We start from the raw sequence: 19,920 nt of genomic DNA, 5'->3' as shown, positions 1-19,920 counted from the left end.
TTCCGGGGCAAGACCGGTTACCGTGGAGAGCGGCCCTGCGCAGGGGAGTTGGGGAGGCGCCGGTGCGGACCCGCGGGATGCAGCCCGACGTGCCTGCTCCACGGAACCCGTGGAGCGAGATCGTGCCCGGTCTGTGGATGGGCGGACACGAGTACCGGGGGCGTACGGGGCGACTGGAGGTCGCCGTCGTACGGGACGAGTTCGACGTGGTGCAGTCGCTGCTGCGGCTGCCGGGGTACGGCCCGGACGCGGGCGTCGAGCACCATGTGTGGCCGATACCGGACGGACCGCTGGACGGCACGCAGCTCGCCGGGGTGATCCGGCTGGCGCGGGCGGCGAACGAGGCGTCGGAAGCGGGCCGCCGGGTGCTGGTGCGCTGCTACCACGGGTACAACCGCTCGGGTCTGGTGGTGGCGCACGCGCTCGTCCAGCAGGGCGGGTCGGCGGACGAGGCCATCCGGCTGATCCGGTCCCGGCGCTCGGCGTGGGCGCTGCACAACGAGCTGTTCGTGGCGTATCTGCGGGCCGGGCTGCATACCGTGCGGCTGCTGGAGGAACTGGCCGAGTAGCCTCTGTCGGGGCACCCGGCGCCCGGAGCCCGTGGGTGCAGAACGGACGAAAAGGGGCTTCCTTGGAATCTATGTGCATACTGGCCTACTGACCTGCGAAACCACCGTCCCAGGAGCACCGTGCCCTTCCGTCGCCCTGTGCGCACCGCCCTCGCCGCGGCCGCCGTCGCCCTGCTGTCGGCGACGGCGGCGGCCTGTGGGGACGCCGGCCAGCTCCAGAGCGCCGGGCCGACCCAGGCCGCGGACAGCCCCGCCAAGCTCTGGCCCGACCTGCGCCCGGCCTCCAGCCCGGCCTACCCGTACGACGTGGCGACCCGCGAGACCGTCAAGGGGCTGACCGTCCGCGGCGACGACATCCGCGCGATCGATCCGGTGGACGTCGTCGAGGCGGAGCTGAAGGCGCACCCGGACGACTACGGGTCCAAGGGGCCGTACCACGCGACCGTGGACCGGGTGAAGGAGTGCCGGCCGGGCGGCGACCGGGCGCTGTGCCCGCTGCTCAAGCCGTACTACCGGGATCTGACCGGGGACGGCCGGCCCGATCTGACGCTCGGCTTCCGGCTGTACCCGACCAACCAGACGGCCGTCCGGGTCTACACCGTCGAGGGCGGGCACCTGGTGCAGGTGCTGGCCGACAACGACGCGATCCTCGGCGTGGAACTGGCGGGGCGCGCGCTGATCGAGCGCAACCCGGCCGACATCTCGGGCTACGAGTACCGCACCACCTGGGAGTGGGACCCCGGCCAGCGCGCGATGGTGTTCTCGCGGGACGAGTACCTGCACACCGGCACGGGCCGCGGCCCGCGCAAGCCCACCGCGTCACCGTCCGCCTCCCCGAGCGCGTCATGAGGCTGCCGCTGACCCGCTGGGCCGGGCCCCTCGCCGTGAAGGCGGCCGTGTTCATCACCGTGATGTGCTGCGCGCTGGCCGCGCTGCTCGGCGTGCTCGTGCACGTCTCGGTGACCAACCAGACCGTCGGCCAGGCCCGCGGCCTCGCCCTGTCCCGGCTCGCGGACGCCACCCGCGCCTACGAGGCGGGGGACGCGCTGATGCCGAACGCCGGGCTTGACCCCGAGGGCCTGCCCGGCTCGCTGCGGCGGCTCGCGGCCTCCGGGCAGCGCGGCACCATGGTGTCCACGCACCGGGGGCGGCCGACGATGTGGGCGGCGGGCCCGGTACGGGGGCGCCGGGCGCTCGCCGTGGAGATCGACTACTCGCAGCAGTCGCGCACCATCGCCGGGCTCGACTCCTCGATCCTGTGGTCGTCCGTGCTCGCGATCGGCGCGACCGTGCTGGTCGGCGTGTTCGCCGTGTCCCGGGTGACGCGGCGGCTGCACGACACGGCTCGGGTGGCCCGCCGGATCAGCGCGGGCGACCTGGACGCGCGCGTGGAGGACCCCCGGACGAAGGATTCGTCCCGGCCCCATGACGAGGTGGCCGCGGTGGCCGCGGCGCTGGACTCGATGGCGTCCTCGCTCCAGGGCAAACTGCTCAGCGAGCAGCGGTTCACCGCGGACGTGGCGCACGAGCTGCGCACGCCGCTCACCGGGCTGCACGCGGCGGCGGAACTGCTGCCGCCGGGGCGGCCGACGGAGCTGGTGCGGGACCGGGTGGCGGCGCTGCGCACGCTCACCGAGGACCTGCTGGAGATCTCCCGCCTGGACACCGGGCGGGAGCGGCTGGACGTCGACGCCGAGGAGCTGGGGGCGCTCGCGAAGCGGGTGGTGCGGGCGTCGGGGACGGACACCGAGGTACGGGTCGTGCAGGACGCCCTCGTGGAGACGGACCGGCGGCGGCTCGAACGGGTGCTGGGGAACCTGGTGGCCAACGCGCACAAGCACGGGGCGTCGCCGGTGCTGCTGACGGTGAACGGGCCCGTGGTGACGGTGCGGGACCACGGGGGCGGGTATCCGGAGTACCTGGTCGCGCACGGGCCGCAGAGGTTTCGGACCGAGGGCGGCGCGAAGGGGCACGGGCTCGGGCTGACCATCGCGGTGGGGCAGGCGGAGGTCCTCGGGGCGCGGCTGTCGTTCCGGAACGCGGTGGACGGGGGCGCGGTGGCGACATTGGTCCTGCCGGTGGCTTCGCCGCGCTGACGGCCCACAACGCAAGAACAAATAGTGTGTTTTGGGTAGGTTCCGGGCATGAGCAACGCCGGAACCGCCGCGGCGGCGGCCCCGACGGCCGTGGCCGACGTACGGCTGCCCCGGCGCCGCGGCATCGAGCTGGCCCTGATCGTGCTGGCCGTGACGCTGTCCGTGTACGGGTACTGCGCGGTGGGCCTGGCACGGGCCGGGCGCGTGCCGCCGGGGGCGCTGGCGTACGGGGCCGGGCTCGGGGTCCTCGCGCTCGTCGCCCATCTCGCCGTACGGCTGCGGGCGCCGTACGCCGATCCGCTGCCGCTGCCGATCGGGGTGCTGCTCAACGGCCTCGGTCTGGTGCTGATCTACCGGCTGGACCTGGAGACGCCGGGCGACCACGCGGCCCCCGCGCAACTGGTGTGGTCCACGCTCGGGGTGGCCCTGTTCATCGTCGTCGTCCTGCTGTTGCGCGACCACCGGGTGCTCCAGCGGTACTCCTACGTCTGCGTGGTCGCCGCGCTCGTCCTGCTGCTGGCGCCGATCCTCTTCCCGGCGGTCAACGGCGCCCGGATCTGGATCCGCGTCGCCGGCTTCTCCATCCAGCCGGGCGAGTTCGCGAAGGTGCTGCTGGCGGTGTTCTTCGCCGCGTACCTCGCCGCCAACCGCAACGCGCTCGCGTACACCGGCCGCCGGATCTGGCGGATGCAGTTCCCGACCGGGCGGGTGCTCGGCCCGCTCGTGACGATCTGGCTGCTCAGCGTCGGCGTGCTGGTCCTGGAGCGCGACCTCGGCACCTCGCTGCTGTTCTTCGGGCTGTTCGTCATGCTGCTGTACGTCGCCACCGGGCGCACCGGCTGGATCGCGGTGGGGCTGGTGCTCGCGGTGCTGGGCGCGGTGGCCGTGGGCCGGGTGGAGCCGCACGTGGGCGCGCGGATCGCGGACTGGCTGCACCCGTTCGCCACCATCGAGGCGGGCCGTGGCCCCAACCAGCTGTCCCAGTCGCTGTTCGCGTTCGCCGCGGGAGGGCTGCTCGGCACCGGCCTCGGACTCGGGCACTCGGTGCTCATCGGCTTCGCCACCAAGTCGGACTTCATCCTGGCCACCGCGGGCGAGGAGCTGGGCCTCGCGGGCCTCGCGGCGATCATTCTGCTGTACGCGCTGCTGGTGGAGCGCGGCTACCGGGCGGGCCTCGCACTGCGCGAGCCGTTCGGGCGGCTGCTCGCGGTGGGGCTCGCCTCGATCCTGGCCCTCCAGGTGTTCGTGATCGCGGGCGGGGTCACCGGGCTGATCCCGCTGACCGGCATGGCCATGCCGTTCCTCGCCCAGGGCGGCTCCTCGGTGGTCACCAACTGGGCGATCGTGGCCCTGCTGATCCGGGTGAGCGACTCGGCACGCAGTCAGTACGACGGCAGGGAGGCGCCGTGAGCGAGTACGCGGGGATGGGCGGCGGCGAGGGCGGCCGGCCGATGGCCCGGTACATCCGGCACGCCTGCGCCTTCTGCACCCTGCTGCTGGCGGCCCTGCTGGTCAACGCGGCCCGGGTGCAGCTCGTCCAGGCCGGCGACTACACCGGCAACCCCGCCAACCGCCGTGCGGCCATCGCCCGTTACCAGCAGCCGCGCGGCGACATCCTGGTGGGCGGCAAGCCGGTCACCGGCTCCGTGGACACCCATGAGCAGCTGCGCTACGAACGCGCCTACGCGGACGGTCCGTTGTACGCCCCGGTGACCGGCTTCGCGTCGCAGTCGTACGGCACCACGTTCCTGGAGCACGCCGAGGACGGGGTGCTCTCCGGCAGCGACCCGATGCTCGCGCCGCTGCCGCTGTGGAACGACGTGACGCGGAGCCTGAATCCGGGCGGCGACGTCGTGACGACCCTGAACCGGGCGGCCCAGGAGGCGGCGTACCGGGGGCTCGGCGGCCGCAAGGGCGCGGTGGCCGCGATCGAACCGGCGACCGGGCGCATCCTGGCGCTGGTGACCAGCCCGTCGTACGACCCGGCGCTGCTGTCCGGCAACGGCGCGGCGGCGGCCTCCGCGTGGGCGCGGCTCAACGGCGACCCGGACAAGCCGATGCTCAACCGGGCGGTGCGGCAGACCTATCCGCCGGGATCGACGTTCAAGGTGGTCACCGCGGCGGCGGCGCTGGACGCGGGCGTGATCACCGACCTGGACGCGCGCACCGACTCCCCCGACCCCTATCGGCTGCCCGGCACCCGGACCCGGCTGACCAACGAGGCGGACGGCTGTGCGGACACCTCGCTGCGGGACGCCTTCGAGTGGTCCTGCAACACCGTCTTCGCCAAGCTGGGCGTGGACGTCGGGGTGCCGGCCATGAAGGCCACCGCGGAGGCGTTCGGGTTCAACGACAGCGGGGTGCGCGTCCCGTTCCCGGTCGCGCCCAGCACCTTCGACTCCCATGTGGACAAGGCCCAGTTGGCGCTGTCCTCGATCGGCCAGTACAACACCCGCGCGACGCCGTTGCAGATGGCGATGGTCGCGGCGGCCGTCGCCGACGACGGGCGGCTGCACACGCCGTACCTGGTGGAGCGGACGACCCGGCACGGCGGCGAGACGGTCTCCGGGAGCGGGACGCACCCGGTGCGCCAGGTGATGCACCCGTACACGGCCGAGCAGTTGAAGGAGCTGATGACCGGGGTGGTCCGGGAGGGCACCGGCACCCGGGCGGCCATCCCCGGCGCCGTCGTCGGCGGCAAGACCGGCACCGCCCAGCACGGGGTGGGCAACACCGGCCTGCCGTACGCCTGGTTCCTCTCCTGGGCGCAGGACCGGGACGCGGTGGAGCCGGCGGTCGCGGTCGCGGTGGTGGTGGAGGACGCCTCGGCGGACCGGGGCGAGATCAGCGGCGGGGGCGACGCGGCGCCGATCGCCCGGGACGTGATGCGGGCGGTGCTCGGCCGGTGAGACGGGGCTCCCCGGGGAGCCGGGTGCTCTTTAGGGTTCGACCATGACGGATACCGCACCCGCGTACGAACTCGCCCAGGTCAACATCGCCCGCCTCAAACACCCCTTGGACTCAGTGGAACTGAAGGACTTCGTCGATGGTCTCGACCCGGTGAACGCGGTCGCCGACGCCTCGGACGGCTTCGTGTGGCGACTCGAGGGCGACTCCGGCAACGCGACCGACGTACCGGTCCTCGGGGACGAGTGGATGATCGTCAACATGTCCGTGTGGCGGGACCAGGACGCGCTCACCGCGTTCATGTACCGGGGGCAGCACCGGGAGTTGCTGGCCCGGCGCCGGGAGTTCTTCGAGCGTCTCGACGAGGCGGTGACCGCGCTGTGGTGGGTGCCGGCCGGCCACCGCCCGACGGTCGCCGAGGCGGAGGACCGGCTGCTGCACCTGAGGGCGCACGGCCCGACGCCGTACGCCTTCACGCTGCGGGCGCCGTTCGCGCCCGGGGACGAGACGGCGGTCAGCCGATCGGCTTGACCGCCTCGGAGCGGACCCGCAGGGTCTGCTTGGCGAGCCCGGCCAGGTCGACCTGCGAGGGGTCCTGGGACAGGTGCGGGGTGTCGACGACGGCGATGGTGGCGCCGGTGTTGTCGTCGGCCCAGGCGCACATGGGCAGCGTGATCTTCGAGCCGAGCGAGTCCTGGGTCAGCACCTCGCAGGTGATCGTGATGCCGCCGAGGTCGAAGTCCTTCGCCGGCACGGCGACCTTGGCGCCGTTACCCTCGGCGGCGCCCTTCATCATGTTGCGGCGGGCCTCGTCGGTGTTCTTGAACCGGCCGTACATGCCGGACACCACCAGGGTGCCCTTGGTGTCGTCGCCGCCCAGGCTGTAGCTGCCGACGACACCGTGGGTGTCCTTGGCGTCCCAGGCGCCGTCCGCCTCGTCCCCGATCTTCTTGCCCTCGGTGTCGGAGAGGTCCTTGGCCAGCTCGTACTTCCCGTCGAGCAGGGTCTGCGGCAGCGTGAGCTTGTTCTTGGCGTCGGGGAAGGTGGTCGCCGCCTTGTAGCCGATCGCGCCGAGGGCGACCAGGCCGCCCACGACCAGCACGACGGCACCGCCGACGATCCCGAGGATCAGGCCGACCCGGCTCTTCTTCGGGGGCGGCGGCACGACCGGGGGCATCCCGCCCCAGCCCTGGTACGGCGGCTGCTGCGCGGCGGCCCCCGGCTGGGGCTGCTGGGGGTACGGCGAGCCGCCGTACGGACCGGGGTTCTGCGGCTGCTGCCCGTAAGGGGGCTGCTGCTGGCCGTAGGGGGACTGCTGGCCGGAAGGAGGCTGCTGCCCGTAGGGGGACTGCTGGCCGGAAGGAGGCTGCTGGCCGTAGGGGGAACCGGGCTGGTTCGGGTACGGCGGCTGCTGCGGCGACGGAGGCATGGACACGCCAGCACGCTACTGCACGCGGGTGAACGGGAGGGCACCGAGTCGCCCCGGGCCCGCCCCGTCCCGTCACCTCCGCGCGGCCGCCGCGGCCCGCTTCGCCGCTCTTCTCAACCCTCGTCCGGGCCCGGCTCCCGCTCCCCCGCCTCGATCGCCTCCCTCACCTCCGCCACCCGCGCCCGCTCCTCCCGCGCGAAGCGCTGCGCGTCCAGGTGGTCGGCCTGTTCCTCGTCCTGGGCCATCAGCCGCTCCAGATCGGAGTCGCCCAGCTCCAGCACGCCCAGGTCCACGTAGGCCCGCCGAAGGCGTTCGCCCCACAGGCCGATGTCCTTGACGCAGGGCACGATGCGGCTGAACAGCAGCTTGCGGAAGAGCTGGAGGAACTCGGTGCGTTCCAGGAGCCGCTCGCCCTCGGCGCGGGCGATGCCGAAGTTCTCCAGCACCTCCACCCCGCGCAGCCGGTCGCGCATCAGATAGCAGCCCTCGACCACGAACTCCTCGCGCTCGCGCAGTTCGGCGTCGGTGAGCTGCCCGTAGTAGTCACGCAGCGCCATCCGGCCGAAGGCCACGTGCCGGGCCTCGTCCTGCATGACGTACGTGAGGATCTGCCGTGGCAGCGGCTTGTCGGTGGTGTCCCGGATCATGCCGAAGGCGGCCAGCGCCAGCCCCTCGATGAGCACCTGCATGCCGAGGTAGGGCATGTCCCAGCGGCTGTCGCGCAGGGTGTCGCCGAGGAGCGACTGGAGGTTGTCGTCGATCGGGTAGACGAGCCCGATCTTCTCGTGCAGGAACCGGCCGTAGATCTCGGCGTGCCGGGCCTCGTCCATGGTCTGGGTCGCGGAGTAGAACTTGGCGTCCAGGTCGGGCACCGACTCCACGATCCGGGCCGCGCAGATCATGGCGCCCTGCTCGCCGTGCAGGAACTGGCTGAACTGCCAGGAGGCGAAGTGCCGGCGCAGCTCGCCCCGCTCGCGCTCGCTCATCCTGTCCCAGTACGGCGTCCCGTACAGGGCCGTCGCCTCGTCGGGGGTGCCGAGCGCGTCGTAGGGATCGACCTCCAGGTCCCAGTCGATGCGCTTGGTCCCGTCCCACTGTCTGTCCTTGCCCTTCTGGTACAGGGCCAGCAGCCGATCGCGGCCGTCGTCGTACTCCCAGCTGAACCTGGCCGCGCCGGACGCGGGCACCTGCCAGGCGGGCTCTCCGGGTTCGTTGGCGTACAGCTCATGGGTGGACATATCACGCAGACTCACACGTAGACACGCGGTCAACAAGTCGTGCGCGGGGGATTGACGGCCTTGCTGACAGGCAGTCTCATAAGTTGGTGTACGACATACCCCCGGGTGACGAGGTGAGGGAGCCATGACGACCCTGACGGAAGCGGACGCGCTGGACGGCCTGCGCGACGCGCTCGGCCTGCTCAAGGACCGGGAGCAGGTGGCCGAACGGCTGCTGGTCTCCTCCGCCAAGCACTCCTTCGACCCCGACAAGGAGCCCGACTGGGACGCGCCCTTCGAGGAGGGCAAGTGGTTCTGGCCGCCGGAACTGGTCTCGCTGTACGGGACGCCGATGTGGCGGCGGATGAGCGAGGAGCAGCGCATCGAGCTGTCCCGGCACGAGGCGGCGGCCCTGGCCTCGCTCGGCATCTGGTTCGAACTCATCCTGATGCAGCTGCTGGTGCGGCACGTCTACGACAAGTCCGCCACGAGCGCGCACGTGCGCTACGCCCTCACCGAGATCGAGGACGAGTGCCGCCACTCGAAGATGTTCGCGCGCCTGATCGCGCGGAACGGCGCCCCCTGGTACCCGGTCGGCCGGGTGCACCAGAACCTGGGCCGCCTCTTCAAGACCATCTCCACCACCCCGGGTTCCTTCACGGCGACCCTGCTGGGCGAGGAGGTCCTGGACTGGATGCAGCGGCTGACCTTCCCGGACGAGCGGGTGCAGCCGCTGATCCGGGGCGTGACGCGCATCCACGTGGTCGAGGAGGCCCGCCATGTGCGCTACGCCCGTGAGGAGTTGCGCCGCCAGATGGTGACCGCCCCGCGCTGGTCCCAGGAGTTCACCCGGGTCACTTCCGGCGAGTTCGCGCGCGTCTTCTCCATCGCCTTCATCAACCCCGAGGTCTACACCAATGTCGGCCTCGACAAGCACGAGGCCATGGCCCAGGTCAGGGCAAGCGCCCACCGTCGCGAGGTCATGCAGACCGGCGCGAAGCGGCTGACCGACTTCCTGGACGAGATCGGGGTGCTGCGGGGCGTCGGACGGCGGCTGTGGCGGTCCTCGGGGCTGCTGGCGTAGGGGCACCGGGCTCCCGCCGGCGGAACACGTCCGGTCCGGCGGGAGCTTCGGCGTACCCGGCGGCAACCGGCCTCACGCGTGGGCGCTGATCACACCGCCGTCGCTGAGCACGATGAAGATGCCGTTGGCGTCGAGCCCGGCGTCGTGCTGGTGCGTCTCCATCGTGGCGGCCACGCCGTCGTGGCCGATGATCCGCGCCCGGTACCGCAGTTCGCCGAGCTTCGTGACCTCGGCCTTCCAGCCGCCCGCGAGCCTGAAGGTGCCGGGCCCCTGGTGGCCGCCGCCCATCCAGGAGTGGACCCGGCCGTCCAGCGTGAGCACGATGAACATGTCGTTGGCGTCGAGCCCGGCGTCCCGGCCGTTCGCCTCCAGCGTGGCCAGGACCGCACCCCGGTTGACGATCTTGGCCCGGTAGTGCTGGGCGCCGAGCCGGTAGATCACGGCCTTGCTGCCGTCGGGCAGGGTCTGGGTGCGCACCGGGGACGACCCCTTGGCCGTGCCGGCCGAGGCGCCGGCGCGCAACGAAAGGGGGGTCTCGTTCCGCAGGCCGGCCGGGGACCCGGCTCCCGCCTTGGTACCGCTCGGGGCGGCGTGTGCGGCGGCGACGGTGACCCCGGGACCGGCCGCGGCGTCCTTGCTCCCGCCACAGGCGGTCAGCGAGAGCGCCGCCGCGGCGGCGAGGGCCACCAGGCCGGCGGAACGGGCGGTGCGGACGGTACGGCGAGCGCTGCGCGTGGTCATGATCGAGGTCCCCCTTGGGTGTCATCTGTTCCCTACGTCCCGTCAGATGACGTACCGACAGCAGGAGTTCACCCGGTTCTGTCCGCACTTGGTAACAGCGCGGACGTCCTCAGAGCGTCCCGGCCGCGCCGGTGAGGGTGACGAGCGCGGCGACGCCGGTGGTGTCGAGGACCTCGCCGTGGGCGCCGGTGATCAGGGCCGCGTCGAAGCGGCCGAGGGCGGTGGCCGCCGCTTCGAGGAGGGCGGAGCCCTCCAGTACGACGACGAGCAGCGTGGCGCCGGCGGGAGCCGGGAGCGCGACCCGCCCCCGCAGGATCTCCACCCGCGCGCCGGCCCGTCCGCGCCGCGTCATCACGTTGAAGTCGACGAGCGGACCCCCGAGCAGGCGGCAGTCGGTGTCGGCGTCCCCGGGGAAGGCGAAGGGGGCGTACCGCTCGGCCACGGTGTGCGCGCTCCCGTCGACGGTCAGCACCATGCCGGGGCCGTCGACCAGGGTGATGACCCGGTCGACCCCCTCGAAGCGGGAGAACGGACCCTCCCGGGCCACGTCCGCGAGGCTGACGCGCCACGCGAAGTCCGCCGTCCCGGCTCCGTCCGGGGCCGCGGCGACCTCGCGGGTCAGCCCGCCCCCGTTCTTCCACGGCGCCGCCGCACGTCCGTCGGCCCTCGGCACACGCACGGTCATCCGCGCTCCCTCCGCTCCGGTGTCCCCGTGTGTATCCGGGAAGCCGCCCCGCTGTCGAGCGTCGCCAGGGGGAGCCGGGGCGGCTCGCCGCGGTGCGGACCGCCGTCAGGCGGGCCGACCGGCACGCGGCGCGTTCCGGGGCGCGCACGTTACGCTGCGTGGCATGACCCCCCAGACGGCCACCCCCGCCTACCGCCGGCTCAGCGTCGAGGAACGTCGGCGCCAGCTGCTCGACGCCGCGCTGTCGCTGTTCGCGCACCGGGCACCGGAGGACGTGTCGCTGGACGACGTGGCGGAGGCGGCCGGGGTGTCGCGGCCGTTGGTGTACCGGTACTTCCCGGGCGGCAAGCAGCAGCTGTACGAGGCCGCGCTGGGGTCGGCCGCGGACGAACTGCGGCAGTGCTTCGACGAGCCCCGCACGGGCTCCCCGCTGGCCCGGCTGAGCCGCGCCCTGGAGCGCTACCTGGCCTTCGTGGACGAGCACGGCACCGGCTTCGCCGCGCTGCTGCGGGGCGGCAGCGTGGTGGAGACCTCGCGCACCACGGCCATCGTGGACGGGGTGCGCCGGGCCGCCGCCGAGCACATCCTCAGCCACCTCGGCGCCACCGACCCCGGCCCCCGGCTGCGCATGACGATCCGCATGTGGATCACGGCCGTCGAGGCGGCCTCGCTGATCTGGCTGGACGAGGACAAGCAGCCGCCCGCCGACGAGCTGCGCGACTGGCTGGTGGACCAGTTCATGGCCGTCCTCTCGGTCACCGCGGCCCGTGACCAGCAGACCGCCGCCCTCGTGGGCACCCTCGGCCGGGATGTCCGAGACTGAGACCGTGAAGAGCCAGGACACCCCGTTCGAGGGCGGCCCCATGGACGGACGCGTGCTGCCCGTCCTGCTCGGGCCGACCGGACATCCCCCGAAGACGTACCGCATCCCCGTGCCCGACCCTGACGGCGGCCCGCCCGCGGTGTACGTCTACCGGCGGGTGCCGCGCGGTCACAGCAGGCGGCTGGGGCTGGTCCAGGGGTGGAAGTACGCGTACGACCCCGAGGACATCTCCGGGGGCCGCCCGCGCCTGCCCTGGTCCAAGCCGCACCCGAGGCCGTCCGGCAACTCGGAGGACACGCACGGGTGACAGGGTTGCGCCGAACCGCGCACACGCGGCGCGCGCCCCACCGAAATACGTCTGATTATCGCGGTGCGATAGGGCACGGCAATGCGCCCACCCCTTCCGCACCCGAGGTGATGACGTGTCAGGAAAGCTTGTGCGCCTGGCCTGTACGGCCACGGTGGCGGCCCAGGCCGTCCTCGCGCCCGTGCCCGCCACCGCCGCACCCGAGCCGCAGCGGCGGACCGTCGCCCAGCTGCTGACGGACCTGCGGACGCTGTACCGGCAGACCGAGCAGGCCACCGAGGCCTACGACGCCACCGCCGACCGGCTGAAGCGGCAGAAGGCCGAGGTGGCCCGCCTCGACAAGGAGCTGAGCCGCGCCCGGCTCGCCCTCCGGGACAGCCGCGCCGACGCCGGCCGGCTGGCACGCCAGCAGTACCAGAGTGCCTCCGGCGGCCTCGGCCCCTACATCAGCCTGCTGCTCGCCCCGGACCCGCAACGCGCACTGGACGAGGGCCACGTCATCGGTGAGCTGGCCCGCCAACGCGCGCGTACCGTGGCCCGGCTGACCGGCGCCGAGCGGCACTCGGACGCCGTCGCCCGCACCGCGCGCAAGGCCCTCGACACCCAGCTGGCCCTGGCCGGGAAGCAGAGGAAACAGCGCGACGCCGTCCGGGCCGGACTCGCCGACGTGGAGCGCCTTCTGGCCACCCTCGACGCCGACCAGCTGGCCGCCGTCGACCGCCTCGAACAACAGGGCGTCACCGCCGCCCAGCGGGCCCTCGCCGGTTCCCTCTCCGACGACCGCCCGCCCTCCCACCAGGGCGAACGCGCCGTCCGCTTCGCCCTGGACCAGCTCGGCAAGCCCTACGTCTGGGGCGCCCAGGGCCCCTCGGCCTACGACTGCTCCGGCCTGACCTCCCAGGCCTGGCGACACGCGGGCACCCCGATCCCCCGGACCAGCCAGGAACAGTGGCACCGGCTGAAGAGGGTGCCCCTGCGCCGGCTCCGCCCGGGAGACCTGGTCATCTACTTCCCGGAGGCGACTCACGTGGCCATCTACGTGGGCGGCGGGAAGGTGGTACAGGCCCCGAGACCGGGCGCACGGATCAAGATCTCACCCCTGGCGTCCAACCCGGTCCTCGGAGCCGTACGCCCGGGATGACGCCCCGACGGCGACTACGCCCCCGCCACGGACGTGAGGTACGCCCCCGCCTTCTCCGGCTCGAAGAAGAAGTTCTCGAAGTCGGCCGGGTTGTCGAAGCCGTTGGCGAATCGATCCGCCACGGGCTGGAGCTGACCGGCCGCGCCGATGAGGTTCAGGACGTGCTCCGGCGGCGGCGCCAGCATCGCGTTCGTCCACTTGGTGACGTGCCGCGCGGTCTGCCAGTAGCGCTCGAACGTCTCCCGCATCCACGCCTCGTCGAACGGCTGGTCGCCGCGCTCCAGGATCGACGCGAGGTACGACGCCGCGCACTTGGACGCGGAGTTGGAGCCCTGCCCGGTGATCGGGTCGTTGGCGACGACCACGTCGGCGACGCCGAGCACCAGCCCGCCCGAGGGCAGCCGGCCGATGGGCTTGCGCACGGTGGGCGCGTACCGGCCGGCCAACGTGCCCCCGGCGTCCGTGAGTTCGACCTTCGTCGCCCGCGCGTACTCCCAGGGCGTGAACCGCTCCATGAGTTCCAGGGTCAGGGAGAGGTGCTCGGCCGGGTCCTTGACGCCGTTGAAGACGTCGAGCGGGCCGCCCGGTACGCCCTCCCAGAACAGGATGTCGGCGCGCCCGGAGACGGTGTACGTCGGCATGACGAACAGCTCGCCGACGCCCGGCACCAGGTTGCAGCGGACCGCGTCGAACTCAGGGTGCTCCGGGCGGGGGCCGAGGCCGTGGACGTACGCCACCGCGAGCGCGCGCTGCGGCTCGCTGTACGGGGAGCGCTCCGGGTCGCGGGCGAACATGGACACCAGCTCGCCCTTGCCGGCGGCGACCAGCACGAGGTCGTAGGTGCGCGAGAAGTAGTCGAGGTCGCCCACCGCCGCACCGTGGATGACCAGTTGGCCGCCGCGCTGGGCGAAGGTCTCCATCCAGCCGGCCATCTTCACGCGCTGGTCGACGGACTGGGCGTAGCCGTCCAGCTTGCCGACCCAGTCGACGGCGCGCTGGGTGGGGCCCGGGTCGTGCGAGCCGGGGGCCGCGACCGAGACGCCGAGGCCCTGGATCCTCGGGGCCTGGGACTCCCAGAAGTTCAGCTGGAGGTCGCGCTCGTGCTGGAGCGCGGTGTGGAACATGCACTGCGTCGACATGACGCGGCCGGAGCGGATCTCGTCCGCGGTCCGGTTCGACATCAGGGTGACCTCGTAGCCGTGCGACTGCAGGCCGAGGGCGATCTGGAGTCCGGACTGGCCGGCTCCGACGACGAGTATCTTGCGCATGCGGGTGGGGGCTCCTAACAGGACTACTCGGGGGTTTCGTCCAGCGCGTGGCCGACCAGGGCCAGGAGGGTCTCGATGGCCGAAATCCGGTGGCGCGCGTCCATGATCATGACAGGGACGTGCACGGGTATCGTCAGTGCCTCCCGCACGTCCTCGATGTCGAACCGCTCACTGCCGTCGAAGTGGTTGACCGCGACGACGTACGGCAGCCCGCAGCTCTCGAAGTAGTCCAGGGCGGGGAAGCAGTCCTTGAGGCGGCGGGTGTCAGCCAGGACGACCGCGCCGATCGCGCCACGCACCAGGTCGTCCCACATGAACCAGAACCGCTGCTGGCCCGGGGTGCCGAAGAGATAGAGCACCAGGTCGTCGTCGAGCGTGATGCGGCCGAAGTCCATGGCCACGGTGGTGGTGACCTTGTCCGGGGTGTCGGAGAGGTCGTCGGTGCCCGCGCTCGCCTGGGTCATCAGCGCCTCGGTCTGCAACGGCGTGATCTCCGAGACGGCCGTGACCAGCGTGGTCTTGCCGACGCCGAAGCCGCCCGCCACCACGATCTTCGTCGCGACGGGGGCACGCGTCCGGTCCGTCTGCCAGGCCTTCAGGTCCTCGTCGGGCTCGGCGAACCCGGCGACGAGGGGGGCGGCGCCTCCTTGGGAGGCGGTGGCGTCAGAGACGGCGAAGTCCACTCAGCACCCTTTCCAGCAGAGCGCGGTCCGGGCGGCCGGTGCCGTGACCGGTTCCGGTGCCGTACACACGGATCTTTCCCTGGTCCGCGAGGTCGCTGAGGAGCACGCGGACCACGCCGAGCGGCATCTTCAACAGCGCGGCGATCTCGGCCACCGTGCGCATACGGCGGCACAGTTCGACGATGGCCCGCATCTCCGGCATGACACCGGCGAGGGACCCCTTCGTCAGCTCTTTGCGTTCCTCGGGTGCCTCGATGGCCGCGGTGCTGGCCACGAACGTCTCCACGAGGAGGACGTGGCCGAAGCGGGTACGGCCGCTGGTGAGCGAGTAGGGGCGCACGCGGGCGGGTTTGCGCTCGCCCCCGCGCACGGGGAGCTTCTTGGGTGCGCCGCTCATAGCGCGCCCCCCGCCGACTCCATGGACTTGCGCAACTCGCTGCGGAGTTCCGGGGTGAGGACGTGGCCGGCCCGGCCGACGAACAGCGCCATGTGGTAGGCGACCACGCTCATGTCGCACTCGGCGGAGCCGTGCACGCCGAGCAGCGAGCCGTCGCTGATGGACATCACGAACAGGCTGCCCTCCTCCATGGCGACCATGGTGTGCTTCACCCCGCCGTACGTCATCAGCTTGGCGGCGCCGACGGTGAGGCTGCCGATGCCGGAGACGATCGTGGCGAGGTCGGCGGCGGAACCGCGGGGTCCCTTGCCGGGCCGGGCCTGCTGGGCCTGCCGGCTGTGGCCCGGGTCGGACGACAGCAGCAGCAGACCGTCCGAGGAGACCACGGCGACGGACTGGATGCCGGGGACCTCCTCGACCAGGTTGGTCAGCAGCCAGTGCAGATTGCGGGCCTCAGTGCTCAGCCCGAAGGTACTGGGAGCGGTCAACTGCTTGCCTCCTCGACAGGGCCCCCCGTGGCTTCCTCGGAATGGTCCGCGATCTCCGCCTCCACGTCGCGGTAGCCGGCCTGTGCTCCTCGGCGGAACCCACCGAGCCTGCGGCGCAGGGCCTCGGCGTCGACGCTTGTGCTGCGCTGGCGGGGCGGGGGTGCGGGTGCGGTGATCTTGGGCGTGCGCTTGGGAAGTCCCTTGCTGGTGACCCGCTCCTCGGCCTCGCCGTCGTCGTCCTCGGCTTCCGGCCGCGCGTGGCCGGCGGGCTCGGCGGCGGGGGCCGGGGGCTCGGCGGCGGGCTCGGTGCTCGTCCGCGCCGTGGGCTCCGCGGAAGGCGCGGAGGCCCCGGACTCCGAAGCCGCCGACTCGTCCGTCGGCACACCCGCCGGCTCGTCCGCCGGCTCGTCCGTGAGCGGGAGCAGCAGCTCCATCGTGGTCTCGGCGAAGGTCTCCACCGGGGCCTTCGGACGGACGTCCGTCTCCTCCGGTCCGGGCCCCGCCTGCTCGTGCGTCGTCTCCTCGGCGGGACGGCCGGCGGACTCGTGCCCGCTTTCCTCGGCCGCCTCGGCCGCCTCCTCGGACGTGGCCGGCGCTTCCTCCGCCGCCGGGTCCTCGCCCGGGGCCGCCTCCCGCGCGGGCTCCACGCCTGCGTCCCGCATCGCCTTCTCCGCCAGCGCCACCAGCGGGTCCTGCTGCTCGGCCCCGTCCTTCGGCCGCGTCGGCAGCACGTTGGAGTTGGCCTCGGCGGTGGCTCCCGGCAGCGTGAACGTCCCGGTGGTGGAGGTGGCGGTCCGCGGGGGTACGGCGGTGGCGGGGGCCTCGGGGAGGAGCGGGGCCGGCAGGACCACGACCGCGGCGATCCCGCCCTGCTTCTGCTCGCGCAGCTGCACCCGCACCCCGTGCCGGTGGGCGAGGCGGGCCACGACGTACAGACCGAGCCCGAGGCCGTCGTCGCCCTCCTGGTCGTACGCGGAGTCGGGGTCGAAGTCGGCGAGGCGCGCGTTGAGCCGGGTGAGGCGGTCCTCGGCCATGCCGATGCCCTCGTCCTGGACGGAGAGCATGACCTCGCCGGACTCCAGCAGCCAGCCCGAGACCTCGACCGGCACCTCCGGCGGGGAGAACGTGGTGGCGTTCTCCATCAGCTCCGCCAGCAGGTGCGAGAGGTCGTCCGCGGCGAAGCCCGCGATGTGCGCGTGCGGCGGCAGCGCGGCGATGCGCACCCGCTCGTACCGCTCGATCTCGCTGACCGCGGCCCGCACCACGTCGACCAGCGGCACCGGTCCGTGGTGCTGCTGCACATGCTCGGTACCCGCGAGGACCAGCAGGTTCTCGCTGTGCCGGCGCATCACCGTGGCGAAGTGGTCCAGCTTGAAGAGGGTGGACAGGCGCTCCGGGTCCTGCTCGCGGTCCTCCAGTCCCTCGATGACGGCGAGCTGGCGCTCGACCAGGCCGAGGGTGCGCAGCGCCAGGTTGACGAAGGTGCCGCCGATGCTCGCGCGCACCCGGCCCAGCGCGGCCGACGCCTCGGCGAGTTCGGCGCGCAGTTCCTCGCGGGCGTCGGCCATCTTCTGGCGCTGCCCGACCAGGTGCTTGCGGTCGGTCTCCAGGGTGGCGACCCGCTCGTGCAGGGCGACGGCGTGCGCGTGCAGGGCGTTGACGGAGCGGACGACCTGCGCGAACTCGTCGTTGCGGCCGGTGAAGGCGATGGGTTCGCGGGTGGCCGCGTCCCCGGGCTCGGCGAGCCGGGCGGTGCCGCGGCGCAGTACCGACAGCGGGCGGGTCAGGGTGCGGGCCATGGCGGTGGCGAGGCCGACGGCGACCAGCATCAGCACGCCGAGGGCGGCGACGCGGACCTCCAGCGCGGTGACGTCGTCGTCGCGCAGCTTCTCCAGGTCCTGGGTGCGGTGCTCGTAGAGGGCCGACTCCGCGCCGCGCATCAGGTCGATGCGGCCGGACAGGGCCGCGTCCAGCTTGGCGGCGCTGGCGACCGGCGCGCCGTCGGGGAAGGCCGGCTGGGCGGTGAAGGTGTCCAGGTACTTCTCGGCCGAGTTGACGTCGGCGCCGGTGACCGTGGAGTCGTACGCGTCGACGGCCGCCTTGGGCGCCGTCTCGCGGAAGTCGGCGAGGGCCGCGTCGGAGCGCAGCCGGGCCTGCTGGGCGGCGGCGGTGAGCGCGTCGCGCTGCTTGCGGCCGGCCTCGGTGGGCACGGAGGTGGTGGTGGGCAGGCCGGTGACGGGGTTGATCACCGTCTGGGTGGTGGCCGGGACGTCGAGCGCGGCGAGCAGCAGGCCGCGGGCGGCGGCGGACTGCTGGACGGCGCTGTCCAGTTCGGCGAGGGCGTACGCGCCGGAGCCGGCCCGCGGCGGCATCCGCTCGGCCAGTTGCTCGGCGACCCGGTGCAGTTCGGTGATCGTCGCCGAGTACGCCCGGTGGGCCTCCAGCGCCGTGCTCTTGCCGGTGAGGGCGGCACGCCGGACGGTCGCGATGCGGTCGAGGTCGTCGCGCAGGTCCGCGGGGGTGCCGCTGTCGGCGCGCAGGTCCTCCACCTGGCGGTCGACGCGGGTGCTGCGGTCCTCGGAGGGCGCCTTGGACTCGGGGCGCCCGGCCGCGATGTAGGAGGTGACCTCGTCGCGCTCGTCGGCCAGGGAGTTGGCGAGGGCGAGGGCGTCCTGGGTTCGGGTGGCCAGCGTCACCAGTTCCTGGGAGTCGCTGACGTCCGAGGACGCGGTGAGGAGGGAGGGGACTCCGGCGCCCGCGACCGCGGCGGCCACGACCGCTACGGCGACGATCAGCCGGGTGCGCACATGCGTGGGCCGGCCGGTGCCCACGGGAGTCTCGGGGACGGCCTTCTCGGGGGCCGTCTGCCTGCCTGTGCGCCGAGGCCGCTTCATCTGCACCGGTGCTCGCATTCCTGAACTCGTCTACCCAAGGGCCCGGGTGGCGCCCCGTCAGCTCGGTGCCAAGTGGTGCGTGCACCCGGTTCGTACGGTTCCCGACCCTCCCAGCGCCGGTGGGCAGTGGTCGCGCATCACCTGACCCGCCACCCGAAGGAGTGAACATCGGAGGGGAGTTGACGGGCAAGTTCCTCCGGCGTGTGCGGGGCCGTCGTACGGCGGGCCGGTTGGACGCGCGCGGCAGGGTTTGGCAGTATTCGCCACCGCGCTTTTTCGGAGTATCCCATTCCCGCCCAAACCAGGCGCCTGACCTGCGCGAGCGCGCCATTCCGAGGGCGATTGCCAGCCTTTGGGGGATGCCGTGAAGGGCTCGTGCAGACTGGCTGGATGCGAACTGATCTCGTTTCGGAACCCGGTGACGCGACCCGACCCAACGAGGACTTCGCGGATGTCGGACTACCCGCCTCCGGACAGGGCGGTTGCGTGATCTTGCTGGACGGGGTGACGCCGCCCGCCGGGGAGACGGGCTGTCTGCATTCCGTCCCCTGGTTCACGGCCCGGCTCGGCGGCGCGCTGACCGAACTGACCGTTTCCGGCCGAGATCTGACGCCGGCCGGCATCCTTTCCCGGGCGATCGAGCGCACCGCGCACGCCCACGCGGATACCTGTGACCTTTCTCACCCGCGTACCCCGCAGGCAACCGTGGTGCTGGCGCGCTGGTCCGCCGAGACGGTCGAGTACCTGGTGCTCTCCGACTCGGTGCTGCTGCTGCGCTCGCCCGCCGGCGAGGTCACCCCGGTCCTGGACGACCGGCTCGCCCGGCTCCCCCGCTCGGCCCTCGCTACCGACGCCCTGGTGGACGCGAACCTGCGCAACAAGGAGGGCGGCTTCTTCACGGCCGCCGCGGACCCGGCCGTGGCGGCCCGCGCGGTGACCGGCGCCGTGCCCCGCGGCGAGGTCGGCGCGCTGGCCGCCCTGACGGACGGCGCGACCCGCTGGACGGAGACGTTCCGCCAGGGCGACTGGACGGACCTGTTCGGCGTCCTGGCCAAGGACGGCGCCCGGTCACTGGTCGAGCGGGTACGCCGGCTGGAGACGGCGGACCGGGAGGAGCGGGCGTTCCTGGGCCGGAGCAAGACGCACGACGACGCGACGGTGGTGTACGTCGAGCTGTGATCCCCCGGACGG

The 19,920-nt window shown here is 72.8% G+C and carries 20 protein-coding genes; 11 read left to right on the top strand and 9 right to left on the bottom strand.

Annotation, left to right across the window (positions count from 1 at the left end):
- The first annotated feature begins 62 nt into the window (after positions 1-62).
- The 6 genes from QSK45_RS23275 to QSK45_RS23250 all read left to right on the top strand — a co-directional run bounded on the left by QSK45_RS23275 (position 63) and on the right by QSK45_RS23250 (position 6,103).
- Positions 63-569 (top strand): protein-tyrosine phosphatase family protein, encoded by a 507-nt coding sequence (locus QSK45_RS23275; RefSeq protein WP_285559898.1) that lies wholly within the window; start codon positions 63-65, stop codon positions 567-569.
- Between the two features lie 120 nt (positions 570-689).
- Positions 690-1,418, top strand: coding sequence for a hypothetical protein (locus tag QSK45_RS23270; protein ID WP_285559896.1), 729 nt, complete (start codon positions 690-692; stop codon positions 1,416-1,418).
- Positions 1,415-2,665 (top strand): sensor histidine kinase, encoded by a 1,251-nt coding sequence (locus QSK45_RS23265; RefSeq protein WP_285559894.1) that lies wholly within the window; start codon positions 1,415-1,417, stop codon positions 2,663-2,665. The genes QSK45_RS23270 and QSK45_RS23265 overlap by 4 nt, the downstream gene beginning before the upstream one ends.
- A 48-nt stretch (positions 2,666-2,713) precedes the next feature.
- Positions 2,714-4,075: an FtsW/RodA/SpoVE family cell cycle protein gene (locus QSK45_RS23260; protein ID WP_285559893.1), complete on the top strand. Its 1,362-nt coding sequence runs from the start codon at positions 2,714-2,716 to the stop codon at positions 4,073-4,075.
- 41 nt (positions 4,076-4,116) lie between these two features.
- Positions 4,117-5,574: a penicillin-binding transpeptidase domain-containing protein gene (locus QSK45_RS23255; RefSeq protein ID WP_285559952.1), complete on the top strand. Its 1,458-nt coding sequence runs from the start codon at positions 4,117-4,119 to the stop codon at positions 5,572-5,574.
- 43 nt (positions 5,575-5,617) lie between these two features.
- Positions 5,618-6,103 (top strand): DUF3291 domain-containing protein, encoded by a 486-nt coding sequence (locus QSK45_RS23250; protein WP_285559892.1) that lies wholly within the window; start codon positions 5,618-5,620, stop codon positions 6,101-6,103.
- On the opposite strand, the gene QSK45_RS23245 is transcribed toward QSK45_RS23250, so the two are convergent.
- The gene (locus tag QSK45_RS23245) at positions 6,087-7,001 is read right to left on the bottom strand and encodes a hypothetical protein (protein ID WP_285559950.1); all 915 of its coding nucleotides are present in this window, start codon (positions 6,999-7,001) and stop codon (positions 6,087-6,089) included. The two genes, QSK45_RS23250 and QSK45_RS23245, sit on opposite strands and share 17 nt — an antisense overlap.
- A gap of 113 nt (positions 7,002-7,114) precedes the next feature.
- The gene (locus QSK45_RS23240; RefSeq protein WP_285559891.1) at positions 7,115-8,239 is read right to left on the bottom strand and encodes a ferritin-like domain-containing protein; all 1,125 of its coding nucleotides are present in this window, start codon (positions 8,237-8,239) and stop codon (positions 7,115-7,117) included.
- Positions 8,240-8,363: 124 nt separating this feature from the next.
- Between QSK45_RS23240 and QSK45_RS23235 the strand changes: the two genes are divergently transcribed.
- On the top strand, positions 8,364-9,302 hold the full coding sequence (locus QSK45_RS23235; RefSeq protein ID WP_285559890.1) for an AurF N-oxygenase family protein: 939 nt from the start codon (positions 8,364-8,366) through the stop codon (positions 9,300-9,302).
- A 72-nt stretch (positions 9,303-9,374) separates the two neighbouring features.
- On the opposite strand, the gene QSK45_RS23230 is transcribed toward QSK45_RS23235, so the two are convergent.
- Together QSK45_RS23230 and QSK45_RS23225 are read right to left on the bottom strand one after the other, a co-directional pair.
- Positions 9,375-10,043, bottom strand: coding sequence for a hypothetical protein (locus tag QSK45_RS23230; RefSeq protein ID WP_285559888.1), 669 nt, complete (start codon positions 10,041-10,043; stop codon positions 9,375-9,377).
- 109 nt (positions 10,044-10,152) lie between these two features.
- A complete protein-coding gene (locus QSK45_RS23225; protein ID WP_285559886.1) occupies positions 10,153-10,728 on the bottom strand; it encodes a HutD/Ves family protein in 576 nt (191 codons plus the stop codon).
- A 163-nt stretch (positions 10,729-10,891) separates the two neighbouring features.
- Between QSK45_RS23225 and QSK45_RS23220 the strand changes: the two genes are divergently transcribed.
- The 3 genes from QSK45_RS23220 (at position 10,892) to QSK45_RS23210 (ending at position 12,999) form a co-directional block, all read left to right on the top strand.
- Positions 10,892-11,551 (top strand): TetR/AcrR family transcriptional regulator, encoded by a 660-nt coding sequence (locus QSK45_RS23220; protein ID WP_285559884.1) that lies wholly within the window; start codon positions 10,892-10,894, stop codon positions 11,549-11,551.
- Between the two features lie 4 nt (positions 11,552-11,555).
- A complete protein-coding gene (locus QSK45_RS23215) occupies positions 11,556-11,858 on the top strand; it encodes a DUF8847 domain-containing protein (RefSeq protein ID WP_490993606.1) in 303 nt (100 codons plus the stop codon).
- 115 nt (positions 11,859-11,973) lie between these two features.
- Complete coding sequence (locus QSK45_RS23210) at positions 11,974-12,999, top strand: C40 family peptidase (RefSeq protein WP_285559880.1); 1,026 nt, start codon at positions 11,974-11,976, stop codon at positions 12,997-12,999.
- 14 nt (positions 13,000-13,013) lie between these two features.
- Here the strand turns inward: QSK45_RS23210 and QSK45_RS23205 are convergent, their stop codons facing one another.
- Genes QSK45_RS23205 through QSK45_RS23185 form a run of 5 tightly spaced genes read right to left on the bottom strand, consistent with a single transcriptional unit; the run spans position 13,014 to position 18,735 of the window.
- Complete coding sequence (locus QSK45_RS23205) at positions 13,014-14,267, bottom strand: styrene monooxygenase/indole monooxygenase family protein (protein ID WP_285559878.1); 1,254 nt, start codon at positions 14,265-14,267, stop codon at positions 13,014-13,016.
- Between the two features lie 23 nt (positions 14,268-14,290).
- The gene (locus tag QSK45_RS23200) at positions 14,291-14,950 is read right to left on the bottom strand and encodes a GTP-binding protein (protein WP_285559877.1); all 660 of its coding nucleotides are present in this window, start codon (positions 14,948-14,950) and stop codon (positions 14,291-14,293) included.
- Positions 14,931-15,347, bottom strand: coding sequence for a DUF742 domain-containing protein (locus QSK45_RS23195; RefSeq protein WP_285559876.1), 417 nt, complete (start codon positions 15,345-15,347; stop codon positions 14,931-14,933). Before QSK45_RS23195 ends, QSK45_RS23200 begins: the two co-directional genes overlap by 20 nt.
- Positions 15,344-15,835 (bottom strand): roadblock/LC7 domain-containing protein, encoded by a 492-nt coding sequence (locus QSK45_RS23190; RefSeq protein ID WP_285559873.1) that lies wholly within the window; start codon positions 15,833-15,835, stop codon positions 15,344-15,346. Before QSK45_RS23190 ends, QSK45_RS23195 begins: the two co-directional genes overlap by 4 nt.
- A complete protein-coding gene (locus QSK45_RS23185) occupies positions 15,832-18,735 on the bottom strand; it encodes a sensor histidine kinase (protein ID WP_490993603.1) in 2,904 nt (967 codons plus the stop codon). Before QSK45_RS23185 ends, QSK45_RS23190 begins: the two co-directional genes overlap by 4 nt.
- A gap of 384 nt (positions 18,736-19,119) precedes the next feature.
- Between QSK45_RS23185 and QSK45_RS23180 the strand changes: the two genes are divergently transcribed.
- Entirely contained in the window at positions 19,120-19,908 is a 789-nt protein-coding gene (locus tag QSK45_RS23180; RefSeq protein ID WP_285559871.1) for a hypothetical protein, read from the top strand.
- Positions 19,909-19,920: the final 12 nt, after the last annotated feature.

It is taken from the genome of Streptomyces hygroscopicus subsp. hygroscopicus (assembly GCF_030269125.1).
GTDB classification, from domain to species: domain Bacteria; phylum Actinomycetota; class Actinomycetes; order Streptomycetales; family Streptomycetaceae; genus Streptomyces; species Streptomyces hygroscopicus_C.
Note: the sequence above shows the minus strand (reverse complement) of the source record. Positions and strands in the feature narration are given on the sequence as shown.